At 46.2% G+C, this 25,226-nt stretch carries 22 protein-coding genes, 2 tRNA genes and 2 pseudogenes; 12 read left to right on the top strand and 14 right to left on the bottom strand.

All coding sequences use genetic code 11. The features are described from left to right. Window positions 1-10 precede the first annotated feature (10 nt). The 8 genes and pseudogenes from H4O21_RS03250 to H4O21_RS03215 form a co-directional block, all read right to left on the bottom strand. The gene (locus H4O21_RS03250; RefSeq protein WP_182807414.1) at window positions 11-733 is read right to left on the bottom strand and encodes a flagellar hook assembly protein FlgD; all 723 of its coding nucleotides are present in this window, start codon (window positions 731-733) and stop codon (window positions 11-13) included. Window positions 734-750: 17 nt separating this feature from the next. Further along, the gene (gene flgC / locus H4O21_RS03245; RefSeq protein ID WP_182807413.1) at window positions 751-1,203 is read right to left on the bottom strand and encodes a flagellar basal body rod protein FlgC; all 453 of its coding nucleotides are present in this window, start codon (window positions 1,201-1,203) and stop codon (window positions 751-753) included. 2 nt (window positions 1,204-1,205) lie between these two features. Next, on the bottom strand, window positions 1,206-1,607 hold the full coding sequence (gene flgB, locus H4O21_RS03240) for a flagellar basal body rod protein FlgB (RefSeq protein ID WP_182807412.1): 402 nt from the start codon (window positions 1,605-1,607) through the stop codon (window positions 1,206-1,208). 275 nt (window positions 1,608-1,882) lie between these two features. After that, a complete protein-coding gene (locus H4O21_RS03235; protein WP_182807411.1) occupies window positions 1,883-3,040 on the bottom strand; it encodes an acyl-CoA dehydrogenase family protein in 1,158 nt (385 codons plus the stop codon). 24 nt (window positions 3,041-3,064) lie between these two features. After that, window positions 3,065-3,826, bottom strand: coding sequence for a 3-hydroxyacyl-CoA dehydrogenase (locus tag H4O21_RS03230; protein WP_182807410.1), 762 nt, complete (start codon window positions 3,824-3,826; stop codon window positions 3,065-3,067). Window positions 3,827-4,007: 181 nt separating this feature from the next. Next, a complete protein-coding gene (locus H4O21_RS03225; RefSeq protein ID WP_182807409.1) occupies window positions 4,008-5,669 on the bottom strand; it encodes an AMP-binding protein in 1,662 nt (553 codons plus the stop codon). 417 nt (window positions 5,670-6,086) lie between these two features. After that, window positions 6,087-6,662, bottom strand: a complete 576-nt coding sequence (locus tag H4O21_RS03220) for a TetR/AcrR family transcriptional regulator (RefSeq protein ID WP_182807408.1) — start codon at window positions 6,660-6,662, stop codon at window positions 6,087-6,089. Between the two features lie 309 nt (window positions 6,663-6,971). Continuing rightward, window positions 6,972-7,976, bottom strand: a pseudogene (locus H4O21_RS03215) (ISAs1 family transposase); the annotation flags it as partial. Between the two features lie 212 nt (window positions 7,977-8,188). Between H4O21_RS03215 and pseG the strand changes: the two are divergent. The 4 genes and pseudogenes from pseG to pseI all read left to right on the top strand — a co-directional run bounded on the left by pseG (window position 8,189) and on the right by pseI (window position 12,183). Further along, window positions 8,189-9,280, top strand: coding sequence for a UDP-2,4-diacetamido-2,4,6-trideoxy-beta-L-altropyranose hydrolase (pseG, locus tag H4O21_RS03210; protein ID WP_182807406.1), 1,092 nt, complete (start codon window positions 8,189-8,191; stop codon window positions 9,278-9,280). Between the two features lie 103 nt (window positions 9,281-9,383). Then, window positions 9,384-10,383: pseudogene (locus tag H4O21_RS03205) on the top strand (IS481 family transposase). Then, entirely contained in the window at window positions 10,380-11,141 is a 762-nt protein-coding gene (locus H4O21_RS03200; protein ID WP_182807404.1) for a class I SAM-dependent methyltransferase, read from the top strand. The pseudogene H4O21_RS03205 and the gene H4O21_RS03200 overlap by 4 nt, the downstream one beginning before the upstream one ends. After that, complete coding sequence (pseI, locus tag H4O21_RS03195) at window positions 11,134-12,183, top strand: pseudaminic acid synthase (protein ID WP_182807403.1); 1,050 nt, start codon at window positions 11,134-11,136, stop codon at window positions 12,181-12,183. The genes H4O21_RS03200 and pseI overlap by 8 nt, the downstream gene beginning before the upstream one ends. Before the next feature lie 299 nt (window positions 12,184-12,482). Here the strand turns inward: pseI and H4O21_RS03190 are convergent. After that, a tRNA-Arg gene (locus H4O21_RS03190) sits at window positions 12,483-12,559 on the bottom strand. Window positions 12,560-12,616: 57 nt separating this feature from the next. On the opposite strand from H4O21_RS03190, the gene arsS reads away from it, so the two are divergent. The 3 genes from arsS to H4O21_RS03175 are packed head-to-tail and all read left to right on the top strand — an operon-like array spanning window position 12,617 to window position 14,980. Beyond that, on the top strand, window positions 12,617-13,579 hold the full coding sequence (arsS, locus tag H4O21_RS03185) for an arsenosugar biosynthesis radical SAM (seleno)protein ArsS (RefSeq protein ID WP_182807402.1): 963 nt from the start codon (window positions 12,617-12,619) through the stop codon (window positions 13,577-13,579). Further along, window positions 13,576-14,376 (top strand): TIGR04283 family arsenosugar biosynthesis glycosyltransferase, encoded by an 801-nt coding sequence (locus H4O21_RS03180; protein WP_182807401.1) that lies wholly within the window; start codon window positions 13,576-13,578, stop codon window positions 14,374-14,376. The genes arsS and H4O21_RS03180 overlap by 4 nt, the downstream gene beginning before the upstream one ends. Then, the gene (locus H4O21_RS03175) at window positions 14,324-14,980 is read left to right on the top strand and encodes a TIGR04282 family arsenosugar biosynthesis glycosyltransferase (RefSeq protein WP_182807400.1); all 657 of its coding nucleotides are present in this window, start codon (window positions 14,324-14,326) and stop codon (window positions 14,978-14,980) included. Before H4O21_RS03180 ends, H4O21_RS03175 begins: the two co-directional genes overlap by 53 nt. Before the next feature lie 23 nt (window positions 14,981-15,003). On the opposite strand, the gene H4O21_RS03170 is transcribed toward H4O21_RS03175, so the two are convergent. The 4 genes from H4O21_RS03170 to flgA all read right to left on the bottom strand — a co-directional run bounded on the left by H4O21_RS03170 (window position 15,004) and on the right by flgA (window position 17,443). After that, window positions 15,004-15,768 carry a flagellar brake protein gene (locus tag H4O21_RS03170; protein WP_182807399.1) on the bottom strand — a complete coding sequence of 255 codons (765 nt, stop codon included), beginning with the start codon at window positions 15,766-15,768 and terminating at the stop codon, window positions 15,004-15,006. Window positions 15,769-15,802: 34 nt separating this feature from the next. Continuing rightward, complete coding sequence (locus tag H4O21_RS03165) at window positions 15,803-16,291, bottom strand: flagella synthesis protein FlgN (protein WP_182807398.1); 489 nt, start codon at window positions 16,289-16,291, stop codon at window positions 15,803-15,805. Window positions 16,292-16,299: 8 nt separating this feature from the next. Next, the gene (flgM, locus tag H4O21_RS03160; protein WP_182807397.1) at window positions 16,300-16,605 is read right to left on the bottom strand and encodes a flagellar biosynthesis anti-sigma factor FlgM; all 306 of its coding nucleotides are present in this window, start codon (window positions 16,603-16,605) and stop codon (window positions 16,300-16,302) included. A gap of 157 nt (window positions 16,606-16,762) precedes the next feature. Continuing rightward, on the bottom strand, window positions 16,763-17,443 hold the full coding sequence (gene flgA, locus H4O21_RS03155; RefSeq protein WP_182807396.1) for a flagellar basal body P-ring formation chaperone FlgA: 681 nt from the start codon (window positions 17,441-17,443) through the stop codon (window positions 16,763-16,765). Between the two features lie 205 nt (window positions 17,444-17,648). On the opposite strand from flgA, the gene H4O21_RS03150 reads away from it, so the two are divergent. The 5 genes from H4O21_RS03150 (at window position 17,649) to H4O21_RS03130 (ending at window position 24,721) form a co-directional block, all read left to right on the top strand. Further along, window positions 17,649-18,596: a chemotaxis protein gene (locus H4O21_RS03150; protein ID WP_182807395.1), complete on the top strand. Its 948-nt coding sequence runs from the start codon at window positions 17,649-17,651 to the stop codon at window positions 18,594-18,596. A gap of 114 nt (window positions 18,597-18,710) precedes the next feature. Next, the gene (locus tag H4O21_RS03145; RefSeq protein WP_182807394.1) at window positions 18,711-19,550 is read left to right on the top strand and encodes a CheR family methyltransferase; all 840 of its coding nucleotides are present in this window, start codon (window positions 18,711-18,713) and stop codon (window positions 19,548-19,550) included. 169 nt (window positions 19,551-19,719) lie between these two features. Beyond that, window positions 19,720-20,502 (top strand): putative metalloprotease CJM1_0395 family protein, encoded by a 783-nt coding sequence (locus tag H4O21_RS03140; RefSeq protein ID WP_182807393.1) that lies wholly within the window; start codon window positions 19,720-19,722, stop codon window positions 20,500-20,502. A gap of 233 nt (window positions 20,503-20,735) precedes the next feature. Then, window positions 20,736-22,541, top strand: a complete 1,806-nt coding sequence (locus H4O21_RS03135; protein WP_182807392.1) for an acyl-CoA dehydrogenase C-terminal domain-containing protein — start codon at window positions 20,736-20,738, stop codon at window positions 22,539-22,541. Window positions 22,542-22,924: 383 nt separating this feature from the next. After that, on the top strand, window positions 22,925-24,721 hold the full coding sequence (locus tag H4O21_RS03130; RefSeq protein WP_182807391.1) for an acyl-CoA dehydrogenase C-terminal domain-containing protein: 1,797 nt from the start codon (window positions 22,925-22,927) through the stop codon (window positions 24,719-24,721). Between the two features lie 238 nt (window positions 24,722-24,959). On the opposite strand, the gene H4O21_RS03125 is transcribed toward H4O21_RS03130, so the two are convergent. After that, a tRNA-Leu gene (locus H4O21_RS03125) sits at window positions 24,960-25,044 on the bottom strand. Window positions 25,045-25,226: the final 182 nt, after the last annotated feature.

The following is a 25,226-nucleotide window of genomic DNA, read 5'->3' as shown; positions in this document are numbered from 1 at the left end:
CTTGAAACTATCAGTGAAACTCTTTTACATCTTCCAGACTCATGGAACCGTAACCCGCTAAGTTCAGCGTAATCTGACCTGCAGTTCCCATCGTCACACTATCCACATTCACATTTACATTGGTGCCCAGCACCTGCGAATTACCATTTACGACGGCGGTTGCCGATACACTGTATGTACCTGCCGGCAAAGCATTGCCTTCGTTATCAGTGCCATCCCATTCAAAAGGCACTTTACCCGCCGGATAGCTGCCCGTATCAGACATGTACTCTGACAGGTTAAGCTCTTTTACCCCCTGACCAGAAGCGTCTTTCACCACGACCAGCATGTCACTGGCACCGGAAGGAATTTCTACCGAGCCAGACAAACCTTCGCCTTGTTTTGCCAGTGCAGAACTGCCCTCAATCTGAACTTTTCTGCCAACCAGCGCGGATGCCTGCAGAGCCTGGCTGGACTTAAAGGAGTCAACCAAACCATTAACGTTGTTGTTCAGGCTCTGAATACCTTCAACCGAAGAAAACTGAGCCAGCTGAGCAATAAATTCGGTATTATTCTGCGGGCTTAACGGATCCTGATTTTCCAACTGAGCCATCATCAGCTCCAGGAATTCAGTCTGTCCCATCGCATTAGGGTCATTCTTTGCTTTATTCGTTGCTTCTGCAGCAGCCTGTTTGCCTTCAACACTATAGGCTTTGTAGAAATCGCTGTTTGGATCAATGCTGATGTTAGCCATAACTTAAATCTCCGCTCTTACTGGCCCAGTGTGAGCACACGCTGCATCATCTGCTTCGCGCTGTTCATCACTTCAACGTTTGTCTGGAAAGAGCGAGATGCCGACAGCATGTCCGCCATTTCTTCTACGACATTAACATTAGGATAGAAGACATAGCCTTCCTCGTTTGCCATAGGATGATCTGGTTCGTAACGTCTTTGTAACGGAGCGTCACTCTCCACAATTCCTTTTACCTGCACACCTTCACCAGCACTGTGGCGAGGATCAAAACTTGTTACCGGATTACCAGGCTCACCGGTCTTGTAACTTTCCAGCATAGGGGCGAAAACAGGCTTACGAGCACGATATGTCTGATCCACACTACTGCTGACACTCTGCGCATTAGCCATGTTACTTGCAGTAGTATTAAGACGCAGAGACTGCGCACTCATGCCACTTCCGGCAATATCAAATACTTTACCTAAAGACATAATTATTCACTCCTCAGCGCTTTGCTCAGCCCTTTGAACTTACTGTTCAGAAAGGTAAAGCTCGACTGAAACTCAAGCGCATTCCGTGCATACTGAGCCTGCTCAATATCAGTCTCAACCGTATTACCATCCACTGCAGGCTGAGTTGGCATCCGGTATTTCAATGCACTTTCAGTCGTAATGGCTTCTGCCGGAATATGATTTGAGTGGGTCCGATCAAGACTCATGCGATCACGCTTTTCATACTCGCCACGCATAATGCCTTTAAAGTCCAGATCTCTCGCTTTGAAATTCGGTGTATCAGCATTAGCAATATTATTTGCCAGAATTTCAGAGCGTTTACTGCGAACCATCAGAGCATCAGGATGGATTCCAAGAGCATTTTTAAAACTGATTGAGGCCATGATCTGTCCCACCTTTAACTTTGCTCTATTACATACAATTTGTATGCCACAACAACAAAAACCTTTAATAACAATAACTTAAAATATTATACCTATTCAAAAAAGACAGATAAATGAAGAACAAAACGGCAAGCGGAACAGGGTTGCCGCTTTATAAAAAGTCAGGAAGGATGATACGGAGAGATGTATCGTAGCTACAAAAAAAGCGCTGCATCTCTGCAGCGCCAAATACACATAAGCAAACAATAATAGAGCAAAATATTACAAAATATGTCTTAGTCCAGCTCTTTCAGGATTTCACGGGCAATAATCACTCTCTGGATCTCGCTGGTGCCTTCATAAATAGATGTCACCCTGACATCACGAGCAAAGCGCTCCAGCGGATATTCTTTCACATATCCGTTTCCACCCATTAGCTGTAAAGCGGCATAACAGGCTATATTCGCTTTCTCTGTAGCAAACAGCTTCGCCATAGAAGCTTCTTTAGCAAAAGGCAGACCCTGCTCTTTTTTCCAGGCTGCATTCAACAGCAGTAAACGTGCAGCTTCCAGTTCAGTGTAATGATCAGCCATCATCCACTGCAGCCCCTGAAAGCTGGCCAGAGGCTTACCAAACTGTTCACGCTCTTTGGTATAACGTGCGGCATAATCCATAGCGGCACTGCCAACACCTAATGCCAGAGAACCAATACCAATACGCCCCCCGGCCAGTTCAGCTACAGCGATACGGAAGCCATCATTCAGTTTGCCCATGATGGCCGCATCAGAAACCCGACAGTTATCAAACAGCACCTCATTAGTTGATGAGGCCTTCTGTCCCATTTTATCTTCAGCTTTACTGATCTTAACGCCCGGATTATCGGCATCAACCAGGAAGCAGGAAATACCTTTACCTTTGGGTGCTTCTTTATCCGTCACAGCCCAAACGACAAATACACCGGCATATTCAGCACTGCTGATCCACTGTTTAGCACCATTGATCACCCATTCATCGCCTTCTTTAACTGCACTGGTACGCATGGCAGAAGGATCTGATCCAGCATTCGCTTCGCTCAGGCAGAAGCTGCCTGCAGCAAATTCTCCACTACAGATCTTTGGAATGTATTTCTGACGCTGCTCTTCATTACCGACAACCTGGATCACCTCAGCCACCATATTGGTTACTGACATGGATACCGCTGTTGAAGCACAAGCCCGTGCAACTTCTGTCATAGCCACACTAAAAGCCACAACACCGGCTTCAGAACCGCCATACTCAGCCTTAACATTCAGCCCCATAAAGCCCAGCTCAGACAGCTTCTGCAGGTTGCTGAGTAAAATTTCACGATTGCCGGTTTTATCCAGCTCTGCCGCAACAGGTTCCAATTCAGTCTGAGCGAACTTTCGCGCCATATCCTGAATCATCTGCTGCTCTTCGGTTAATGCCATATGCATGGTGTTATCTCCTCTGTCAGGCCGTTAAACCATACGGATCGCGCCGTCCAGACGGATCACTTCACCATTCAGCATGGTATTTTCAATGATATGGCACGCCATAGCGGCAAACTCATCCGGTTTACCCAGACGTTTAGGGAAAGGCACGGCATTACCCAGCGCTTCAACCGCTTCATCAGGAATATCACTCATCATCGGTGTTTCGAAAACACCCGGTGCCAGCGTCATCACACGAATACCATGACGCGACAATTCACGAGCCAGAGGCAGTGCCATACCAGCCACACCGGCTTTAGAAGAAGAATATGAAGCCTGACCAACCTGACCATCAAAAGCCGCAATGGATGCCGTATTAATAATGATGCCACGCTCGTTGTCAGCTTCAGGCTCATTTTTTGCCATAGCCTGAGCCGCCAGACGGTTCACATTAAAGGTGCCAACCAGGTTGATATTCACGCCTTTGGCAAACAGCTCCAGAGAAGCCGGATTCAGCTCTCGATCCAGCAGTTTCTGGACCACAACAATACCCGCGCAGTGTACGACACCATTCAGAGAACCATAGGACTCTACCGCCAGATTAACCGCATTCTGCACATCTTCTTCTGATGTAATATCGGTTGCGATAAAGCTCGCACGCTCGCCCAGCTCAGCTGCCAGCTCAATACCTGCTTTATTGATATCTGCCAGTACAACATTGGCACCATCAGCAATCAGACGACGTGTCGTTGCTTCACCCAGACCAGAACTGGCACCTGTTACTAAAAATGTTTTACCGGAAATCTGCATAGTTTTATCTCAATACACTGTCATGAGTTTTAAAACAGGGCGATACCACCGGAACAATCAGGGTCCGATGCTTCGCCCTTTTCTGATTACATCTCCGATATTAAAGGGTCTTTAAATACCGGATACTCTGTCGTCATAACATACTGAAGAGTTCCCTCAGTAAGCTCTGCTGCAAACAGAGTTATGCACCTTGCGACTCTTCGTGTGCCTGCTTACGCAGGATAAAGCGCTGAATCTTGCCACTGGGTGTTTTAGGCAGCTGATCGACAAACTCAATTTCACGTGGGAAAGCATGGGTCGATAAACGCTCACGCACCAGGTTCTGAATATCCTGTATCAGCTCATCCGAGCCCTTGTGTCCTTCGCGCAGAACGACATAAGACTTAATGATATGACCTCGTTTGGCATCAGGTTTACCCACTGCTGCACTTTCTGCCACAGCTTCATGTTCCAGCACAGTGCCTTCGACATCAGCCGGTCCTACACGATAGCCAGCGGTGGTAATAATATCGTCATCACGGCCACTGAACTGGAAACAGCCATCACGGTTCTCAAACACCATATCCCCGGTCAGGTAGTATTTGCCGTGGAAAGGTTTTTTCTCCTGCCAGGTGTATCCCTGGAAGAAGAAAGCCGGAGAGTTTTCCATATCAACGGCAAACTGGCCTTCTTCCCCGGCGCTGACCTCATTATAGCTTTCATCCAGTGCCACAACACGATAACCCGGCATGGCATACCCCATAGCCCCGATATGAACATTGTGCTCCAGAGAATGGTGGTTACAGCAGGTCATTCCTGTTTCAGTCTGACCATAGTGATCCATAACCGGACACCCCAGTACATCAGAAACCCAGTTCACCACTTCAGGGCTTAATGGTTCACCGGCAGAGCTGGCACGACGCAGTGCCAGTTTCGGTTTCATCTCTTCATGAGCATCACTGGCCATCATCATGCGATAGGCGGTAGGCGCTGCAGCCAGATTAGTAATCTGGTACTTCTCCAGCATTTCGTAAGTATTTTCAGTCGTAAAGCCAGCTTCATTAAAGTGTGTAGCAATACCCATCGACAGAGGACCTGTGATGGCATAGTAAAGGCCATACGCCCAGCCCGGATCAGCGACATTCCAGTATTTATCATGATCATCCAGACCAACGGCGTATTTCATATAGACATAGAAACCCAGTAACGCTTTCAGCGGTACGGCCACACCTTTGGACTTACCAACAGTGCCAGAGGTAAACATCTGCAGAAACGGTTGTTCAGCATCCAGAATAACAGGCTCACACTCATCACTGACTTCGGACATAACCGTATCAAAATGCAGATCTCCCTTCGCATCTGCTTCCGACTTGTCGGTACATACCTGCACAACGGTTGGCAGGTTATTTACCTGATCAAACTTACTGCGATTAGCGGTATCAGTTACCACTACTTTGGCATCACACTGAGAAATACGGTACTCAATAGCCTCATAACCAAAAGCAGTAAACAACGGCTGATATACCGCGCCGATACGCCAGGTACCCAGCACAACAACCAGCAGATCCGGCGTTCTTGGCAGCATACAGGAGATGCGATCTCCCGCTTTTACACCCTGTGATTTCAGGAAGTTGGCAAAACGGGCTGATTTCTGTTGCAGCTCAGCCCAGCTATGTTCAGAGCTGATACCGTCCAGGCCTTCATAATACAGGCCAATCTGATCTCCTTTGCCAGCCTGAACCTGTTTATCGCAGCACTCAACACAGGCGTTAAAACCATCTTTCAGGCTGCCCAGAAACTTAGCTTCAACCTGATCCATTGAAAATTCAGCCATGAAGGCGGCGTAGTGGTTTGTTGTTGTCATCAGTAGGGTCTCCGAAAATCCAGATGCCTGATTATTTTTGTTATTGATTGCTATCTTCGCTGACAGAGTATGACTATCAGCACTGAGACGTTTTCGTAAATCCGGGGTTAGCTCAGCCCGGACCAAAAGACGTTTACGTAAACGTAATGCAAAATTCATTAAAAAAGCACTTAAGCCTCTTTCGACAAGAAACTAGCAAGCGCTCGGTTTTGTAACAATTTAGCTATCCGAAGGTGGGTGTGCAAGCCCCTGAACTGAGTTTTTTTATTTTCAGTTGCATTGCACTCACTTTTTTTGTTCTGCAAAATAAAAAAGGCTCATAAAAAAATGAGCCTAAACAAGATGTTATTGCAATAACATCAGAGAAAACGAACCTTAAACAGAAACTTCGATAAGAGTTAGTTCTGCATTAAATTTTTATGACGCAGGCATTCCCATAAGCTCTGCCAGAGCCTTAGCCAGGTCATCAGAAGACTTTTCTCCACTGGCGTCATACCATTGCACAGTCCAGTTTAAAGCCCCCAGGGTGAAACGTCTGATCAAGGGTACATCACCTTTCAGCACACCAGCTTCAACACACTCATCGATCACTTTTTGCCACAGGTTTTCGTACTCATCGCGCATACCAATCAATAGATCCAATGAGCTATCAGACAAACTGCGCCACTCATAAAGAGCCACTACATGAGCGTTTCTATCATTCAACAGCGTGCTCAGGTGCGCCTTTGATAAAGATAAAAATCGTTCCTTCGGATCAGCCACTCCATCCAGAGCCTGACGGGCTATCTCCATAGCACTTTCCATCCCATCCTGGATAACCGCACACAGGATCTCCTGTTTATCATTAAAATGGTGAAACAAACTGCCAGATTTAATGCCCATAGCATCGGCCAGCATTCTGACTGTTGTTCTTTCATAGCCCTGCTCATAAAACAGGCGTGCAGCAATAGCCACAAGCTCTTTACGTCGTTTGGAGTTATTAGGCGGAGTCATGTCAAATCTAGCGCTTGCTCGGTTTTTAAGAATATGCGAACCAATTAACCACATTCCTCTATTCAGGGTCAAATACAATACATTTCTTACTGTATAGGCAGCCGTTTCCGAGCAACAAGAATCCTTCTGAAGCGATGTGTTATTTATCCTGAAAACGTTATAGGTACATACTGAGACCAGAGTACCTGGTTGCACCTATATCTAAGAGAGCCCACACAGGGCTATCGCATTTGGCTTTAGCCCTTTAATATCCCCTGAAGCAGAAGATCTCTATAGTCATCATCCGTCGCTGCCAATGTTCTTCGATTCTTACACGCCCAGTTTGACACTCTTTTCTTGCTTTAATAGATTGATCGCCATTTGACGGAATATCGCTAAATTCTCTGGACCATGATCCTTTCGGACACGGTTTTCATCTTCTCTGAAGCCGATATCCAACACCCAGTGCAGATTATTCTCAACTGACCAATGGGATCGTACTGCAGACATAAAATGCTCAGCATCCGTTGTCAGACTACTGATAAAGTAACGCCTGGAAATACTCTCACTCTTTCCCTCTTGTCGTTCACTTTCAACCACTCCGATCATCGCCAGGTCTTTCCATTTATCTTTCTGATCAGGCCAATCGATATCCGTGCTGACCCAACAACGCCGTATTTCTATACGACCATGACCTTTATCCAGCGTTTCATGAAAACTCTTTGATTTTACGAGACTTGCTTTAGTTGATAGATCATCAAGGAACAGTTTTATATCCTCGTAAAGCGTGTCCTGGTTGCCCTTAACAGCAAGCAGGTAATCAGCGCCTTTATCCCGAATCTTTTCAGCAATGGCTGTCTGACAACCCATGGCATCAATGCTCACGATACACCCACTCACCTCTAACATATCGAGTAGTTCGGGTATCGCTGTAATCTCATTCGATTTTTCTGACGTCCTGAGTTGACCTAAAACGATATCTGTTTCGCTTGCCCAGGCGTTAACCATATGAATAGCGGCTTTGCCATCAGACTTATCGTAGGACCGGCGTAATGTTTTACCATCAACGGCCACGACCTCGCCCTGAGTTGTTTCAGCAATCATGGTGGTCCAGGAGATAAAGCACTGATGAAAAGCCTGAGGGTCAAGTCGAGAGAATACCCGGCTAAACGTATCGTGTGAGGGTATGCCGTGAGGCAGTGGAATATAGCGCTTTAACCAGGAGATTTTCTTTTGGCCTAAACAGGACACCATCTCCCAATCATCAGCGTTACAGAGCGTCATGCAGACAGCAATAAATACCATATGAGGCAAGAGGTAGTGCCTGTTTTCAGCCCGAGGATCAGGTCAGTCAGCAAAAGCATCAAGCAGAGACATAAAAGGCATCCAGAGGAAATAAACAATAGGATGCCATATTCTGGTGACTTACTTAATCTCTATATCGCCAAATGCGGTAGCCCTAGAGCCCACTAGCATTTATCCATACAACTTTGTACATTGGCAATCTAAATACCTCCCTTCTGTCTTATGGGTATGTCAGAGCTTTTATGAAGATTGTTTTCCGGGCCGATGCCTCTCTTAATATCGGCAGTGGCCATATTATGCGCTGCCTTACTTTGGCAGACGCTCTGTCCAAACAAGGACACCAGTGTCACTTTCTTTGCCGACCACACTCAGGGCATCTGGGTGATCTGATAATCCAGAGAGGTTATGACCTACACTTTTTGACCAACGAGCAGACCACGCTTGAACCTCCTGCTTTAGCTCCCCTACCCGACCATGCTCACTGGCTTGGTACTTCTTGGCAAGCAGATGCTCAGGAAACCCTAACCTATTTATCCCAACACCCTGCAGACTGGCTAATTCTGGATCATTATGCTCTGGATTACCGCTGGCAAAATGCCTGTCTCTCTGGCTATAACAAACTGATGGTTATTGACGACTTAGCTGATCGAGAACACCTATGCGATCTCTTATTGGATCAAACCTATGGTCGATCATCACAGGAGTATTACCATCTTGTACCCAGGCATTGTCAGTTTTTTACAGGAAGTGAATATGCTCTACTGCGACCAGAGTTTCACCAATGGCGAACATTCAGCCTGAAACAACGGCACCAACCGGAGTTGAGAAATATTCTGATCAATTTGGGAGGAGTCGATAAGGACAATATTACGGGGAGAATACTTAAGGCACTTCACGCCAGCTCTCTCCCCAACTCCTGCTCACTAACCGTTGTTATGGGGCCAACAGCGCCTCATATTGATGCTGTGAAAAGTATCTCAACAACCATTAAGCACCCATGCCACATTCTGCAAGGGGTCAACAATATGGCTGAATTGATGGCTCATGCTGACTTTGCCATAGGCGCTGCAGGCAGCACCAGCTGGGAAAGGTGTTGTCTAGGCTTACCTACTTTAATGATCATCCTGGCAAATAATCAAGAGACTATAGGCGCTCAACTCCAAGCGGCTGGTGCGGCCAAAACATTGGCTATTTCAAATAAACTGGAGCAGCAAATAGCCCATTGTTTTTCTCAGTTAACACCAGAAAACCTCAGCCGTATCAGCCAAGCAGCCCGAACAATTAGTGATGGCCAGGGCTGCAGTAAAGTGCTTCAGTTTCTGAACCAAGGTTAATTTGAGAGCAAGCGTCAGGTCCCGGATGACCAAATAGCCAAAAAGAGTTATCCTCTATTCACTGTCAGAGGTATTCTGAGCATGGTTATTCGAGAGTATAAAGTTGGACATCAAACTTCATAAACAAGCTACCATAACACCCAGGATACACGCTGAGATTCAGGCCTCACCAAAGTCTGCAACAGATAAGTCTCTTGCGGATCAGTTTGGTGTATCTGTATCCACTATTCGTCGTTGGCGTAATCGTGATGATGTTTATGATCGCTCCCATACTCGCCATGATTTAAAAGCCACTTTGTCTGCAGAACAGGAAGAAGCTGTACTGCATGCACGTAGCTTTTTGCGGTTAGGGTTGGATGATTTATTAGTGGTTGTCAGAGATTTTATCTGTCCGCACATGTCCCGATCTGCTTTACATCGTATGTTACAGCGACATAAAGCACCTTCGCTAAAGCAGTTAGCGAAATCAGAGAATACTGAGCCAGAACATAAGCCATTCAAGGACTATGAACCGGGCTTTGTTCACGTTGACATGAAATATCTACCAAAAATGCAGGACGAAGAGCAACGTCAGTATTTATTTGTGGCTATAGACAGGGCTTCTCGCTGGTTTTATATGGAAGTGCGTAACAATCAGACAGCAGAAGATGCTGAGATATTTTTGAAGCACCTGCTGGCCAAAGTGCCTTTCAAAGTCAAAACGATGCTGACGGATAATGGGAAGGCTTTTACGGATCGATTTACTCCAGGAGGCGAGCGCAAGCCTACGGGTAAGCACAAAGTGGATAAGCTCTGTCAATCAAATGGCATAGAGCATCGTTTGATCAAACCAGGACATCCACAAACAAATGGTATGGTTGAAAGATTTAATGGCAGGATTGCAGACGTATTGAGATCAAGACGCTATGATTCATCGGAAGATCTTGAGAACACATTAAGGCGTTACTGCTATCTGTACAATCAGCATATCAATCAAAAGGCTCTGAAGCATAAAACACCGATACAGAGCCTTAAGGACTGGCAAAAGACTAACCCTGATTTATTTGTAAAAAAGTGTGGTTAATCATCCGGGACCTGACAACATACTGGAGATATTTATATGAGCAAAGAAATTTTAGACTTTTGGAATGAGAGAGCAAAATTAGAACATACATCCGGAAGCAATGATTATATTGCCAAAGAAATAGAACAAGAGAAGATTATTAGTCTAATTTCAGACAACAGTTCTGTAGCGGAGTTTGGCTGCGGTAATGGTGAAACAGCCATCAGGCTTTATGAAAGCAAGAAAGACATCAATATCTCTGCCTATGATTTCTCACCTGAAATGGTTGCACTAGCCAACAAAAACAAAGAGTCAAGAGGCATAGGTAATATATCATTTGACGTAAAAGATATTACAGATAATAAGCAACTTGATTTAAAGTTTGATTATATCTACACCGAACGCATGTTAATCAACCTTGCAAACTGGGATGTCCAAAAGACTGCCATTATCTTCATGTCTCAGCAGTTAAAGCCTGGTGGCAAGTTGATTCTTGCTGAAAACAGCCTTGATGGCTTGAGTGAAATTAACACATTCAGAGAATCATGTGGTTTAGATGCTATAAATATGCCTTGGCATAATCAATATTTACTTGACCATGATATAGACACTCTCAATGTACCAGGTTGCCGTCTTGTTAAAAAACATAATTATACTGGAACTTATTACTTCGTAAGCAGAGTAATCAATGCATATAATGCAAAACAAGCGGGCAAAGAGCCATCATATGACGCTGAAATTAATAAGCTAGCACTTCAATTACCGACTATAGACCAAATGTCACAAGGTAAAGTATGGGTTTTTGAACGCCATGAATAAAATAAACATTAACGGCAGAACAATTAGTGCCGGGCATGCACCTTATATTATCGCAGAGATGTCTGCCAACCATAATGGCTCTATCGACAATGCATTACGTATTATAGAAGAAGCCTGCAAGGCTGGTGCTGATGCAGTAAAACTACAGACCTATACAGCAGATACTATTACTCTGAACTGTGATGAACCTGAATTCACTATTCAAGGCGGCTTATGGGATGGCCAGAGTCTGTATGAGCTTTACCAGCAGGCTCATACTCCGTGGGAGTGGCATCCGATATTATTTGAGCATGCTCACAAACTGGGGATTACTATCTTCAGCTCACCTTTTGACACAACAGCGGTGGATATGCTCGAGAGCCTGAATGCTCCGGCATATAAAATTGCAAGTTTTGAAGCCATAGACCTGCCATTAATTCGATATGTTGCCAGTACAGGCAAACCCATGATTATTTCAACAGGCATGGCAGATATCGACGAAATATCGGAAGCTATTGAAGCCGCCAGAGAAGGAGGCTGTAAGGAATTAGCCATATTGCATTGTGTGAGTGGTTATCCTGCCCCCGCCGCAGACTATAATCTGGCAACTATCCCGGATATGATTCAGCGCTTTGGGCTGGTTACCGGGCTATCAGATCACACACTGGACAACACAACAGCCATTGGCAGTGTTATGCTGGGAGCCTCTATCATTGAAAAGCATTTTACTCTTGATCGGAATGGTGGTGGGCCAGATGACAGCTTTTCACTGGAACCTGACGACCTGATGGCTCTGTGTCGTGACAGTAAGATTGCATGGCAAGCGAGAGGGCAAGTCGATTATGGGAAGAAATCCAGTGAATCCGGCAATACTCAGTTCCGTCGCTCTTTATACTTCGTAAAGGATATTCGGGCAGGAGAGACAATTACTTCTGATCATGTAAGGAGTGTCAGACCGGGTTATGGTATGCCCCCTAAACATCTGGAGAAAATCATAGGCAGCACGGCAAAGAGTAATATCCGGGCTAACTCCCCTGTAAAACCAGAAGATATAGACATCTGAGTCAGATCAGTATGATATTCCAGACAAAACCCTGGTCGTTCTCTGGATGAACCAGGGCTTTGTAAAGCGAAGCTTAAAACGATTCCCCTGCCCCAGACTATGCACCCGCGGCTGACAGGCTCTGGCTGCATTAGCTCCAGCCAGATCAACGTCCACAGTTGAATCCAGATCTCTGGCCTCTGCGTAATGTACAGATAGAAAAGCACTCTCATAAATTCAAGTGCAGCAAAATTGTGGGGGGGGGATGAAAGATTGAGAAAAAATCAAACAGCCGTATATCTGTAACCTGTTGATTTAAATGGTGCCCCAAGCAGGAGTCGAACCTGCGGCCTTCCCCTTAGGAGGGGGACGCTCTATCCAGCTGAGCTATTGAGGCACTGGAAGAGCCATACATTATAATGATTAAACATAAAAAATAAACCTGAGGGTTGTGATGCTTGATTCAAAACCTTTATTGGAAGCAACTGATTTTCCAGCTATTTACAGAGATAAGCTTTCCATACTGCAAGTTAACCTCGGCTACTTATGCAATCTGAGCTGCATTCATTGCCATGTTAATGCCGGACCGAAAAGAAAAGAGTTGATGAGTCGGGAGACGGTAGATGACGTTATTCGCTATATTGACCGCCATAATATCCAACTACTTGATCTGACCGGCGGTGCTCCGGAAATGAATCCAGAGTTCCGGTATCTGGTAACCGAAGTGCGTAAGCGTGGTGTTGATGTGATCGACCGTTGTAACCTGACCATTCTGCTGGAACCGGGTTACGAAGATCTGGCACAGTTTCTGGCTGATCAGGGGGTTATTATTACGGCATCTCTGCCCTGTTACTCCGAACAGAATGTCGAAAGCCAGCGAGGTAAAGGTGTCTTCTCTGCCAGCATCGAAGCACTCCAGCTGTTAAACAAACTGGGTTATGGCCAGGCGGATAGCAATTTAAAACTTGACCTGGTATATAACCCCGGAGGTCCCTTCCTGCCACCGGCACAATCAGGGTTACAGGATGCCTATAAACGCGAATTAAAAGAAAACTTTGACCTTACTTTTAACGAATTGCTGACAATTACCAATATGCCAATCAGTCGTTTTGGCAGCATGCTGATGTCAAAGGGGCAATTTGATGATTATATGCAGTTGCTCAAAGATAACTATTCGGATGATAACCTGAAGAGTGTTATGTGCCGCTCTCTTATCAGTGTGGACTGGCAGGGGAGGGTGTTTGATTGTGATTTTAATCAGATGCTGCATATGCCTCTGGTTGCGTCTGACCGTAAAGAAACCTTCCTTAAAGATCTGCTGGATGAAGATATTTTCGGTAATGAAATTGTGATTGCCGATCACTGTTATGGCTGCACTGCAGGCCAGGGCAGTAGCTGTGGCGGGGCTCTGGAATGAGTCGACAGCCGCCGGTCAGCAAGCAGGAGACCTTTGTCGATAGCAATGGACGTTCAGAACGAGCCAGAGTGTCAGTCATTGTTCCTGTGTTGAATGAAGCCAGCAGAATTGACAGCTTGCTACAGGAGTTACAATGCTTCAGACAGGCTGGTCATGAGCTGATTGTCGTGGATGGCGGCAGTTCCGATGATACCGTTAAAAAAGCCACGCTATTGTGCGACCAGGTATTACTGTCTGAGACCGGACGCGCAAACCAGATGAACGCTGGCGCTTTAAAAGCAAGTGGTGATGTACTCTTGTTTCATCATTGTGACAGTGTACTGCCAGCGGGTGCTGTCAGCCTGATGGAAGCTCAGAGTAATTCTGGCTGGGGAAGATTTAATGTTCGCCTGACAGGGGCTCACCCCATGTTCAGAGTGATTGCCTTTATGATGAACTGGCGCTCCAGACTGACAGGAATAGCCACTGGAGATCAGAGCCTGTTTATTGGCAAAAAGCTGTTTGAGCAGGTGGGATATTATCCTGAACAGTATCTGATGGAAGATATTGAAATATCATCCCGGCTTAAGAAAATCTCACCACCGGTCTGCCTTAAAGAAGAGGTGACAACCTCTTCCAGACGGTGGCAGAAAAAAGGTATCTGGCCCACCATTCTTCTGATGTGGCGACTTCGTCTATCTTATTTTATGGGAGTATCAGCTGACCAGCTGGTGCACCAGTACTATCCGAATTTCAGGCCTGGTAATGAAAAGAACACTGATTCAGTTTGCAAAAGCTCCGGTCCCCGGAAAAGTTAAAACTCGACTGATGGAACGCTACAGCGCCGAAGAAGCCGCACAATGGCATTGCCGGTTGACGATGCACACATGGCAGCAGTTGTTGTCGGTATCTGCTGACAGTCGCCAGTTGTGGGTTAGCGGAGACTGGCAACAGAACAGGCCTGCTCATAGCTGGTTTCAGCAGGAAATTTTTTCAGACGCTCACTTTATACAACAACCGGAAGGCGATCTGGGCTACAAGATGACCTATGCCCTGCGTCAAGGTAAAAAAAACAGTGATCATGTCTTATTGGCAGGCAGCGACTGCCCGGTACTAACCGGCGAGATTCTGGAGTCAGCATTTGATTGCCTCCGTCAACCTGACAATGACCTTGTGCTAATTCCAGCAGAAGATGGCGGTTTCGTTTTAATTGGCTGCTCCGTTATGCTATCAGAGAATACTCTGGATAACCTGAGCTGGGGACATGCCAGGGTTTTGCAGGATACCTTACAGCGATTAAAGGACCTGCAACTAAGCTATACGCTGCTACCAGCATTATGGGATATTGATCATCCTGAAGATACTGATCGCTGGCTGAAGCATACAAGACAGACAGGTAAACAGAAAGAACAGGCAAATTAATAAACAGGTTGCAGAGCCTGGACCTAGTCCTGCCCTCGCCTGCGGGATTCACGCTGTATATATGAAACAAAGCGATCAATTTCGCGTTGATTCCGCCCATCAGGACTCAGAAAACGAAAACCACAGCTGGTCATGCTTTTACCCTGATCATAAACAGCATGACGGGCTTCTGCAGCGCACAGAACAGAAGTATCAAAATGCTCTTCAGGCAAGTCAAAAGCCAGCTCATCAAAAACTTCCATCTCTTCAAAAGCAGGATCAACAAGATAAGGGAATTCGATTTTACAACCACTTGAAGAAATATCGACCAGGCTACCTAACAGAGGTTTACTTCGCTCGTAAGAAACCAGATGCACATCAACCTGATCAGCCATAGCAATATGCGCTCTGAAAGCATCCCGGCGCTGTTTATAAAGCAGCTTCGAAGGCAACTTAATTTTATAAATCGCAGCCCCTTTATTTGTCCCTGCACCAACAACCTGGTTACCACTGAAGACAACCTGTACGCCTCTGTCATTAGCAGTGACAGAAAAAGCAGCACCTCCCATTGCCTTCTTATGGCCACTGGGAGGGGCTATTTCATCCAATAGGAAGTAGCCCTCTTCCAGATCAACTTTCAGCACAATACTGGTATATACCTGATCATCATGACCACGAAAAACGATAGATAGAGGAGAGCGATGCTTCTGCAAGGATCGCAGAATAGCGAAAATACTGGCCTGACGGCTTATGATGTGCTTACGATCTGAAATATCCGGCGCTGCACCACCGGCCTCAAGAGCTGCCATATCGAAATCCTGTTATCTCTCCGGGATTGGTTTATTAAGCCTGACCCAGAGTACGAGTCGATGGAGCTGTTGAGCGACCTTTAGCATTGTAGGTTTGAGCTGAACGAGCACCAGTTCCACTCTGGATAACTCCCAACATGGTATCAACCTGTTGTAGCCCTCGATTCACAATCATACCATTTGCCTGATTAAGCTCCTGCACCTCTTCGTGCAGACTGATAAGCTGTTGCCAGCCTTTAATCAGAACCCTGGCATAATTTTCAGGCAAAGACTCTATCAGGTGATCCATACCAGACTCATCAGATGAAAAACCTGCCCCAGCCAGAATAGCATTGCGCACATCAACATCCGCAACGATCTTCTCCAGTAACAGACTCTTTTCCTGAGCAATTGCCTCAATTTTATCAGGATCCCGGTCCTGCAGAGCTTCTTTTTCATTAAGAATACACGTACGTATACTCTTCATATGCTCAATACTATCCAGCAAATGTTGCTTGATACGACTTGAAAGCTCTGCACTCACGGGCTACCTCACAGCTCAGACTCAAACTGAATAATGTTTTTCGCCAGCGCCTGATAATCTATGTTAAAACTGCCATCATCAATAGCTGCTTTAACCGCATTTACTTTATCCTGATCAATTTCGGGAGATGACTGAGCACTATTACTCAGACGCATCGCCTCATCACTGATTCTGACACTATCTTCTTTTGAACTCTGGTTCGCCGGAGGAGGAGATGTATTTTTTGAAACATCATCCCGATTTACTGTACCACCAGTATTCCTGACTCGCCCACCCTGAAGACCGCCAGACAGGCTGTTCATATCAATAGCCATGTGTACTGACCTCATTCATCAAAGAATTTGTTAGTGTCATTTATCGGCACAACAGAAAAATACTTTAACAAAAAAATGCTATATGATTACCGGCATCGACCCTTTTACCCTTTTTCCGGGCATAACGCACTATGTTTTTCAGATACATATTCTGCATTTACATAGGCACTTCAACATGACCGGCTCCGGTCACAATTGCCCTTATTATACGCTGAGACTGGTTATTTCGCACCTGTATCTGCTTCCCTATTGTCCCGTCCTGTAACGCTGTCCCCTGCATTCTGACAGCCAGACTTCCCGCAACGGCCCGAATCACCACATTATCCCCTTTATGCACAGCATTAGAGGCCTTAATCATATTAGTGAAAATAACATCACCAGACTGGACAGGTCGCGTAGTGGTCGTCCCGACAACCTGTGCCAGATCTTTGAAATAAGTGTAGTGCAGAGAAGAAGTCTCAGTTACCTGAAGACGAACCTGCGACGCCTGTATTCTGGTTCCTCGGGGCAAGCTGACAGTGCTCACGACAATACGTTCGGTCAGCTTTATCTCACTGGGAACAAAAATACTCCAGGTTGGAGCATTACAGTCTAGTCTTACATTCACTTTCCCGGATAAGCGTTTTTTCCCCAGAAAGCTGACCTGAACCGGTTGCTGGCATTGTGCCAGTTTCAATCTGGGATCAATGCGGCCAATAGCAATATCATAACGCTCTGCACCGGACTGTTTCAGTTCTGTTTCCAGAAATTCATGGATCTGGCGACTCAATTCCTCATGCGACTCCGTTTCTTTTGCGTAACTTACTGACGCCAGCACAACAAGCACAAAAGCACTCATCACCTGCCTCAGTGGACACCGGTCAGAAATCAGCTGCTTCACATTAATCATATTAAATGTAAGTATCTCGTAATCTTTTTTAGATAATTGTCATTACAGACAAAGAATCCATGGATATAGTTCTGAATCACCCGGATTAAATGGTAATCTGTACCCCGGTTATCGTTAAACTTCCTGCCACACTTTAATACAGTGAGCCCTTTTTATGAATCAACAAGCAGGTCGACTGGCAGAACGAGCACAGCTGGTTGGCGGAAACCGCATGGAGCTTCTACTGTTTCACCTGAAAGGACGCCAGAGTTACGGAATTAACGTATTCAAGGTCAAAGAAATCCTGCCTTGCCCTGTTTTGAACAGTTTACCGCAGCACAATCCTATTGTGCGTGGTGTAGCAAACATCAGAGGGGAAACAATATCCGTAATTGATCTGAGCCAGGCGATCGGTATGGGAGCTTTACCTGATACCCGGGAAAATGTCGTCATTGTTACTGAGTACAACAGAGTAACCCAGGGTTTTCTTGTAAGCAAAGTTGACAAGATAGTGAACCTGAACTGGAAAGATGTACACCCACCACCACCAGCCACAGGCAAAGATAATTATCTGACTGCAGTGACCGAACTTAACAACACTATGATTGAAATCATTGATGTGGAAAAAGTGATTTCAGAAGTTCATCCGGTTAATGAACGTATCAGTAAAGGTGTTGTTGACGATACTCTGAAACTGGTTGCTTCCACATACAATGTGGTTGTTGTCGATGATTCATCTGTCGCCCGGAATCAGGTTATTCGCTGCCTGGAAGAAGTCGGAGTTCAGACCATAGGCCTGGAAAATGGTAAAGAGGTTCTGACCTTTCTGGAAGCCCTGGTTGAATCCGGCAAAGATGTTAATGATGAAATATTGATGATTATTTCAGACATCGAAATGCCTGAGATGGATGGCTATACACTGACCACAGAGCTAAGAGCCCACCCTGAACTGAACCAGCTGGATATTCTGCTTCATACATCTCTAAGTGGCATATTTAATGAGGCTATGGTTAAGCGGGTCGGAGCAGACGATTTTCTGGCAAAATATGATGCAGACGAACTGGCCAGAAAAGTGGTTAATCGTATTAAAGCGATTGAAGACCAGCATATTGAACCAGTGTAATTTCAACGCTTCTGATACTGGAGGCCTAGGTTTAATGAAAAGATGACACTGGTTTTTTTCTAATATGTGGTAAGCTTTATTTTAAGAGTAACACTGTTTAAGTGAGTGCAAGGAATGTCAACCGTTAGAACCATAGGGTCACAAGATTACGATGCCTTTCGCAAATTTCTGCAGGATGCCTGCGGAATTCTGCTGGGAGACAACAAGCAATATCTTGTGACCAGTCGGCTGAACAAAATCATGGCTCAGCACGGCATGAGTACTCTGGGTGAACTGACAAAAGCCATTCAGGCACACCCGAGATCAGGCCTGAAAGAAGCTGTAGTCGATGCGATGACAACCAATGAAACACTCTGGTTTCGCGATATTCATCCTTTTAACATTCTGCAGAACCAGCTACTCCCGGAATTAAGTCAATCTCTGGGCGGACAACAGTTAAAGATCTGGTCTGCAGCTTGTTCAACGGGGCAGGAACCTTATTCAATCAGTATGATTCTGGATGAGTTCAGGCAGAAAAACCCGGGAGCCTTCAGAGCAGGTGAGCGTATTGTAGCAACTGATATTTCATCCACTGTTCTGAATACAGCTAAAAGCGGTGAATATGAGATGCTGGCCCTGGGACGGGGATTATCTCAGGAACGCCTGACGCGCTTCTTCCAGCAAACAGGTGATGGTAAGTGGGCCGTCAAACCGGATATCAAGCGACGCGTCGATTTTCGTCCGATGAACCTGTTGCACAGTTACTCTATGCTGGGAAAATTTGATATTGTGTTTTGCCGTAATGTACTGATTTACTTCTCTGCAGATCTGAAAAAAGACATTCTGACCAGAATTCATGGTGTATTAAAGCCTGGTGGCTACCTGTTCCTTGGAGCATCAGAAGCACTGAGTAATATGCCAGACATGTATGAAATGGTTCAGTGCAGACCAGGCATTATTTACCGGGCAAAGTAAGCTAAGCCTGATACAACTTCTTGTTTTTATTAAAAAACCTGCTTTTAATTAATTAAGCAGGTTTTTTTATGCCTGTTTTATAGTGACTAATGACAAAAAAAATGCTAGGAACTTCGTAAAAAAATACGTCATAATAAATAAAAATAGCTACTTTCCCCGGAGGCGTGTTATGGACCCGACTACCATTTCCAGATCCTCCAGCTACAGTCGCCTCGTTCAGGATTACCAGCAAAAAGAGAAGCAACAGCAAGTCGAACCTGGTTCCGATCAACGCGAAGCGCGACAGCTGGAGAGAGAGAAACAGAAGGTCATTTCTCAACTCAGCAAACGTGATGCTGAGGTCAGAGCACATGAAGAAGCCCACTCAAACGTCGGTGGCAAGTATGCCTCTGCACCTGAGTATGATCTGACAGAAGGTCCTGACGGCAAAGAGTATGCTATTGGCGGCCATGTCAACATTGATGCTTCCCCGGTTGAAGGCAACCCTAAAGCGACTATTGTCAAAGCAGATGTCGTTGAAAAAGCAGCACTGGCTCCGGTACAGCCCTCTCCTCAGGACCAGAAAGTTGCTGGTGAAGCCCGTGAAATGGGTAATGAAGCTCGTGTAGAGCTGCGTGTTATTCAGACAGAAGAAGCCAAAGCAACACGGGAAACTGATAAAGCAGATGAAGCACAAAAAGCAGAACCCGTTGATAGCGATTCAGAAGATACCCGCGCTTCATCTGTCGGTTTGTCTGGGGATAGCACAGATAATACACCTGCCTCAGAGGATCAGAACAAGCCTAAGAGTTTTGCTTTTGGTTTAAGTCTGCCACAGCAATTTGTTGCCTCAGTGTTCCAGCAACAGAATCCCGCACCCTCAAAGGCTCAGCAGTTACAGAGCAAATTTGACACACTGGGTCTAAGCTTTCCACCTGAGGATCCGGGGCAACAACTGACCACCTCAGCATAAACCAGCCACCTGATAACTTCGGAAATAATACAATTAAAGCCCGGAACCTTCGGGCTTTTTTTCATTTCAGTCTGATTTACTTTATCTGAAAAATGAAATTTTCCTTGACTCAGCTCTCTATGCACTTTAACTTTCAAACATACGTTTGAATTAGTTTGCTGACACATCCTGTTGAATATCCAATGGCAAGCTAAACTTCTTCCATACAAGAACAGAAAAATGCTGAGGTCGTTATGCCAACATATAAAGCTCCCCTACGTGATATCCGCTTTGTAATGGATGAAATGCTGGACTTCCCGGCTCACTATTCACAGCTACCCAATGGCGATGAGGCTTCACCAGAGATCATCAATGCAATTCTGGAAGAAGGTGCAAAATTCGCAGAAGAGGTTCTGACACCTCTGAATCAGAGCGGCGATACCCAGGGCTGTCAGCATAACGACGGTGAAGTCACCACGCCTGAAGGCTTTAAGGAAGCTTATCAGCAGTTTGTTGAGGGTGGCTGGCCATCCATGACTCAGGATACCACCTATGGTGGTCAGGGCCTGCCCCAGTCTCTGGGCATGGTACTGAATGAAATGATCTGTTCATCTAACCTGTCCTGGGGCATGTATCCGGGCCTGTCTCACGGTGCTATGGACGCTCTGCAGCATCATGGTACAGAAGAACAGAAGCAGACTTATCTGACTAAAATGGTTGAAGGTAGCTGGACTGGTACTATGTGCCTGACAGAACCCCACTGTGGTACCGACCTGGGTCTGATTCGCACTAAAGCCGAACCTCAGGCAGATGGCAGTTTCTCTGTCAGCGGCACCAAGATCTTTATCTCTGCCGGTGAGCACGATATGTCTGATAATATCGTACACCTGGTGCTGGCTAAATTACCTGATGCACCAGAAGGTTCTAAAGGTATTTCTCTGTTTATCGTACCTAAATTCACTCCGGATGCTAACGGTGAACCGGGTGAGCGCAATGGTGTACAGTGTGGCTCCATCGAACATAAGATGGGCATCCACGGTAATAGCACCTGCGTCATGAATTTTGATGAGGCCAAAGGCTATATCATCGGCGAGCCGAATAAAGGCTTGTCCTATATGTTCGTGATGATGAATGCCGCTCGTATCGGTGTGGGTATTCAGGGTCTGGGCCTGACAGAAGTGGCTTACCAGAACTCTCTGGCCTATACCCGCGATCGCCTGCAGATGCGCTCTCTGAATGGCCCTAAAGCGCCTGAAAAACCAGCAGACCCAATCATCGTGCACCCTGATGTACGTCGTATGCTGCTGACACAGAAAGCTTTTGCGGAAGGTGGTCGCGCACTGATTTACTACACAGCCCAACTGATTGATCAGGTCTCAGCTGGTGGTGAAGAAGCCAAAGATGCTGACGACCTGCTGGGACTGCTGACGCCTATCGTAAAAGCCTTCCTGACGGAGGCAGGCTTTGAATCAACCAACCAGGGTCTGCAGTGCTTTGGTGGTCACGGCTTTATCCACGAATGGGGTATGGAGCAGTTTGTACGTGATGCCCGCATTACCCTGCTGTATGAAGGTACCACAGGAATTCAGGCTCTGGATCTGCTGGGCCGTAAGATTCTGATGAATCAGGGTGAAAGCCTGCGTAAATTCACCAAACAGGTACACAAATTCTGCCAGGCAGAAGAAGGCAACGAAGAACTGGCAGCACTGATCGCACCTCTGGCAAAAGCCAACAAAGAATGGGGCGATATCACCATGCAAATTGGCATGAAAGCGATGCAGAACCGCGATGAAGTCGGTGCCGCTTCTGTGGACTACCTGATGTACTCCGGTTATGTCACTCTGGGTTATTTCTGGGCAAAAGCCGCTAAAGTAGCACAGGAAGCCCTGGCTGCAGGCACAACAGAAGAAGCTTTCTATAAAGGCAAGCTGGCCACAGCTCAGTTCTACTTCAGCAAGCTGTTCCCACGTACCCAGACACTGGCAGCAACCATTGCACAGGGTGGCGATAGTCTGATGGCAATGGAAGAAGATCAGTTTGGTGCAGGCTTTGAAATCTGATCGCTGCTGATTTAAATCGAATCGTGCATATTTCTGGCGGGCCTGATGGCCCGCTTTTTTCTCCGGAATGATCTGCCTCAGATTATTCAGCATCCAGTCCTTTGGCAATTACACATAATCAACTGAATTGACTGTATCAGACTTATTGCTGCATCGCGATATATTGACATTTCTGAAGCCCGCACCAGCTCTGATATACCTGAACATCAGCCCTGAAAGCCCCATAAAATCTGAACTCATGGGTCACACAACCCTGTAGATGCCCGTTACTTTCTTCAAGTAGTATGACTGCAATCAAAGATATGGTCGCACCCTGCTATTGTTACGTCAGCGGTATTTTTAAGATTCCGAGCAGGACACTGAAATCCGGAGGAAAAGTTTCTATGGCCAAATATAAAGCCCCTTTGCGAGATATGCGCTTTGTACTGAATGAAGTTTTTGAAGCAGACAAACTATGGGCAGCCATGCCTGCTACTCAGGAAGTCACCCCTGACCTGGTTGATGCGATCCTGGAAGAAGGTGCAAAGGTTACGGAAAATGAGTTATTTCCTCTGAACCGCACCGGTGATGAAGAAGGCTGTCAATTCAGTGACGGAGATGTCACCACTCCAGCCGGTTTTAAAGACGCTTACAACCTGATGGCCGAAAGCGGCTGGATGGGACTGGGGGGTAATCCTGAAATGGGTGGTCAGGGCATGCCTAAGATGCTGACCGTACTGTTTGAAGAGATGCTGTATTCAGCCAATGCTTCTTTTGCTCTTTATCCTGCCCTGAACAGCGGTGCCGCACTGTGCCTGGACAACCATGCTGATGAGGCGATGAAAGAACAGCTGCTGCCAGCCATGTATGAAGGCCGCTGGCTGGGTACTATGTGCCTGACAGAACCGCATTCAGGTACAGATCTGGGCCTGATCCGCACAAAAGCAGAACCCAATGCAGATGGCTCCTATAAAGTCTCAGGCACAAAAATCTTTATTACCGGTGGTGAGCACGACCTGTGTGACAATATTATCCACCTGGTACTGGCCAAACTGCCAGATGCCCCGGCAGGCTCTCGTGGTATCTCTCTGTTTATGGTGCCAAAGTTCCTGATTAATGAAGACGGTTCTCTGGGTGAGCGCAACCCCGCCTTCTGCGGCTCCATTGAGCACAAAATGGGAATCAAGGGTTCAGCGACCTGCGTTATGAACTTTGACGGTGCTCAGGGCTGGATGATTGGCGAACCCAATAAAGGCCTGGCCTGCATGTTTACCATGATGAACTACGAACGCCTGTCAATTGGCATTCAGGGACTGGGACTGGGTGAAGTCGCTTATCAGAGCGCGATGGACTTCGCACAGGAGCGTATTCAGAGCCGTGCGCCAGGCGGAGCAAAATACCCTGAAAAAGCAGCGGATAACATCCTTGTACACCCGGATGTACGTCGTATGGCACTGAATGTTCGCGCCTTCAATGAAGCAGGCCGAGCCTTTGCGTCTTATGTAGCCATGCAACTGGATACCTCAAAATATCATGAAGATGAAGCGACCCGTAAGAAAGCTGCAGCACTGGTTGCCTTGCTGACACCGGTTGCTAAATCCTATCTGACCGATCGTGGTCTGGACTGTACGATTACCGCTCAGCAGATATACGGCGGTCAGGGTTATATTCGTGAGTGGGGTGCAGAACAGTATGTACGTGATGCCCGTATCGCACAGATCTACGAAGGAACCAATGGTATTCAGGCGCTGGACCTGATGGGGCGTAAGGTCGTATCGAATAATGGGGAATACCTGAAATTATTCGCCCAGGATATTCAGGACTTCATCGAATCCAATTCAGATAATGCCGCTGTTCAGCCCTACCTGGAAAAACTGGGAGCTTCTCTTGAAACACTGATGCAAGTGACTGGCAATGTCATCACCCGTGCTAAAGATAATCCGGCAGAAGTGGGGGCAGCCTCACAGAACTATCTGGATCTGTTCGGCCTTGTGACATACGCCTACTTATGGGCTCGCATGGTTGCCGTTGCAGCACCAAAAGCAGAAGCAGATACCAGTGGCTTCTACAGTGCCAAAGTAAAAGTAGCGAACTACTTCTTTGCCCGTATTCTGCCTGAAGCTGCTGCTCTGGCTGCTCAGGTCAATGCCGGTGCCGACACTCTGATGGATCTGGAGGAAGAGCTGTTTTACGGAGAATAAGTTCCGCTGGTATTCATCTTACCGGTAATACACCGGTAAGACTGTCATGACTCGTTTGGAATATTGAAGCCGGGTACTCCCGGCTTTTTTTATTATCATCATACAGATAATAATAAAACCTTATCTCCCGTTGAGTAAAAGTTCGGGGCATTCCAATACTTATTCAAAGACTAAAACAAACTATCTGAAAATTATTTTTTAGATGAGAGCCTGACGGAGAGATAAAGCTGAAAGAAGATGGTGCGGAAGGAGAGACTCGAACTCTCACACCTTACGGCACCAGAACCTAAATCTGGCGTGTCTACCAATTTCACCACTTCCGCATTCTGTATGCCGTTGCTGATCAGCTGGTGAAGCTTTAAGTTATCAGCGGCATTTTTGATGTGTGCTGCTCATCTTCTCATAAGAAAGGATAAAGCTGAAAGAAGATGGTGCGGAAGGAGAGACTCGAACTCTCACACCTTACGGCACCAGAACCTAAATCTGGCGTGTCTACCAATTTCAC

This window comes from Oceanospirillum sediminis (assembly GCF_014164585.1).
GTDB classification, from domain to species: Bacteria; Pseudomonadota; Gammaproteobacteria; order Pseudomonadales; family Halomonadaceae; genus Oceanospirillum; species Oceanospirillum sediminis.
This window is presented reverse-complemented; position numbering and strand designations above follow the sequence as displayed.

Coding starts and splice junctions, on each gene's coding strand:
- H4O21_RS03250 (WP_182807414.1), bottom strand. CDS start 733: ATGGCTAACATCAGCATTGATCCAAACAGCGATTTCTACAAAGCCTAT.
- flgC (WP_182807413.1), bottom strand. CDS start 1,203: ATGTCTTTAGGTAAAGTATTTGATATTGCCGGAAGTGGCATGAGTGCG.
- flgB (WP_182807412.1), bottom strand. CDS start 1,607: ATGGCCTCAATCAGTTTTAAAAATGCTCTTGGAATCCATCCTGATGCT.
- H4O21_RS03235 (WP_182807411.1), bottom strand. CDS start 3,040: ATGCATATGGCATTAACCGAAGAGCAGCAGATGATTCAGGATATGGCG.
- H4O21_RS03230 (WP_182807410.1), bottom strand. CDS start 3,826: ATGCAGATTTCCGGTAAAACATTTTTAGTAACAGGTGCCAGTTCTGGT.
- H4O21_RS03225 (WP_182807409.1), bottom strand. CDS start 5,669: ATGACAACAACAAACCACTACGCCGCCTTCATGGCTGAATTTTCAATG.
- H4O21_RS03220 (WP_182807408.1), bottom strand. CDS start 6,662: ATGACTCCGCCTAATAACTCCAAACGACGTAAAGAGCTTGTGGCTATT.
- pseG (WP_182807406.1), top strand. CDS start 8,189: ATGAAGATTGTTTTCCGGGCCGATGCCTCTCTTAATATCGGCAGTGGC.
- H4O21_RS03200 (WP_182807404.1), top strand. CDS start 10,380: ATGAGCAAAGAAATTTTAGACTTTTGGAATGAGAGAGCAAAATTAGAA.
- pseI (WP_182807403.1), top strand. CDS start 11,134: ATGAATAAAATAAACATTAACGGCAGAACAATTAGTGCCGGGCATGCA.
- arsS (WP_182807402.1), top strand. CDS start 12,617: ATGCTTGATTCAAAACCTTTATTGGAAGCAACTGATTTTCCAGCTATT.
- H4O21_RS03180 (WP_182807401.1), top strand. CDS start 13,576: ATGAGTCGACAGCCGCCGGTCAGCAAGCAGGAGACCTTTGTCGATAGC.
- H4O21_RS03175 (WP_182807400.1), top strand. CDS start 14,324: ATGAAAAGAACACTGATTCAGTTTGCAAAAGCTCCGGTCCCCGGAAAA.
- H4O21_RS03170 (WP_182807399.1), bottom strand. CDS start 15,768: ATGGCAGCTCTTGAGGCCGGTGGTGCAGCGCCGGATATTTCAGATCGT.
- flgM (WP_182807397.1), bottom strand. CDS start 16,605: ATGGCTATTGATATGAACAGCCTGTCTGGCGGTCTTCAGGGTGGGCGA.
- flgA (WP_182807396.1), bottom strand. CDS start 17,443: ATGAGTGCTTTTGTGCTTGTTGTGCTGGCGTCAGTAAGTTACGCAAAA.
- H4O21_RS03150 (WP_182807395.1), top strand. CDS start 17,649: ATGAATCAACAAGCAGGTCGACTGGCAGAACGAGCACAGCTGGTTGGC.
- H4O21_RS03145 (WP_182807394.1), top strand. CDS start 18,711: ATGTCAACCGTTAGAACCATAGGGTCACAAGATTACGATGCCTTTCGC.
- H4O21_RS03140 (WP_182807393.1), top strand. CDS start 19,720: ATGGACCCGACTACCATTTCCAGATCCTCCAGCTACAGTCGCCTCGTT.
- H4O21_RS03135 (WP_182807392.1), top strand. CDS start 20,736: ATGCCAACATATAAAGCTCCCCTACGTGATATCCGCTTTGTAATGGAT.
- H4O21_RS03130 (WP_182807391.1), top strand. CDS start 22,925: ATGGCCAAATATAAAGCCCCTTTGCGAGATATGCGCTTTGTACTGAAT.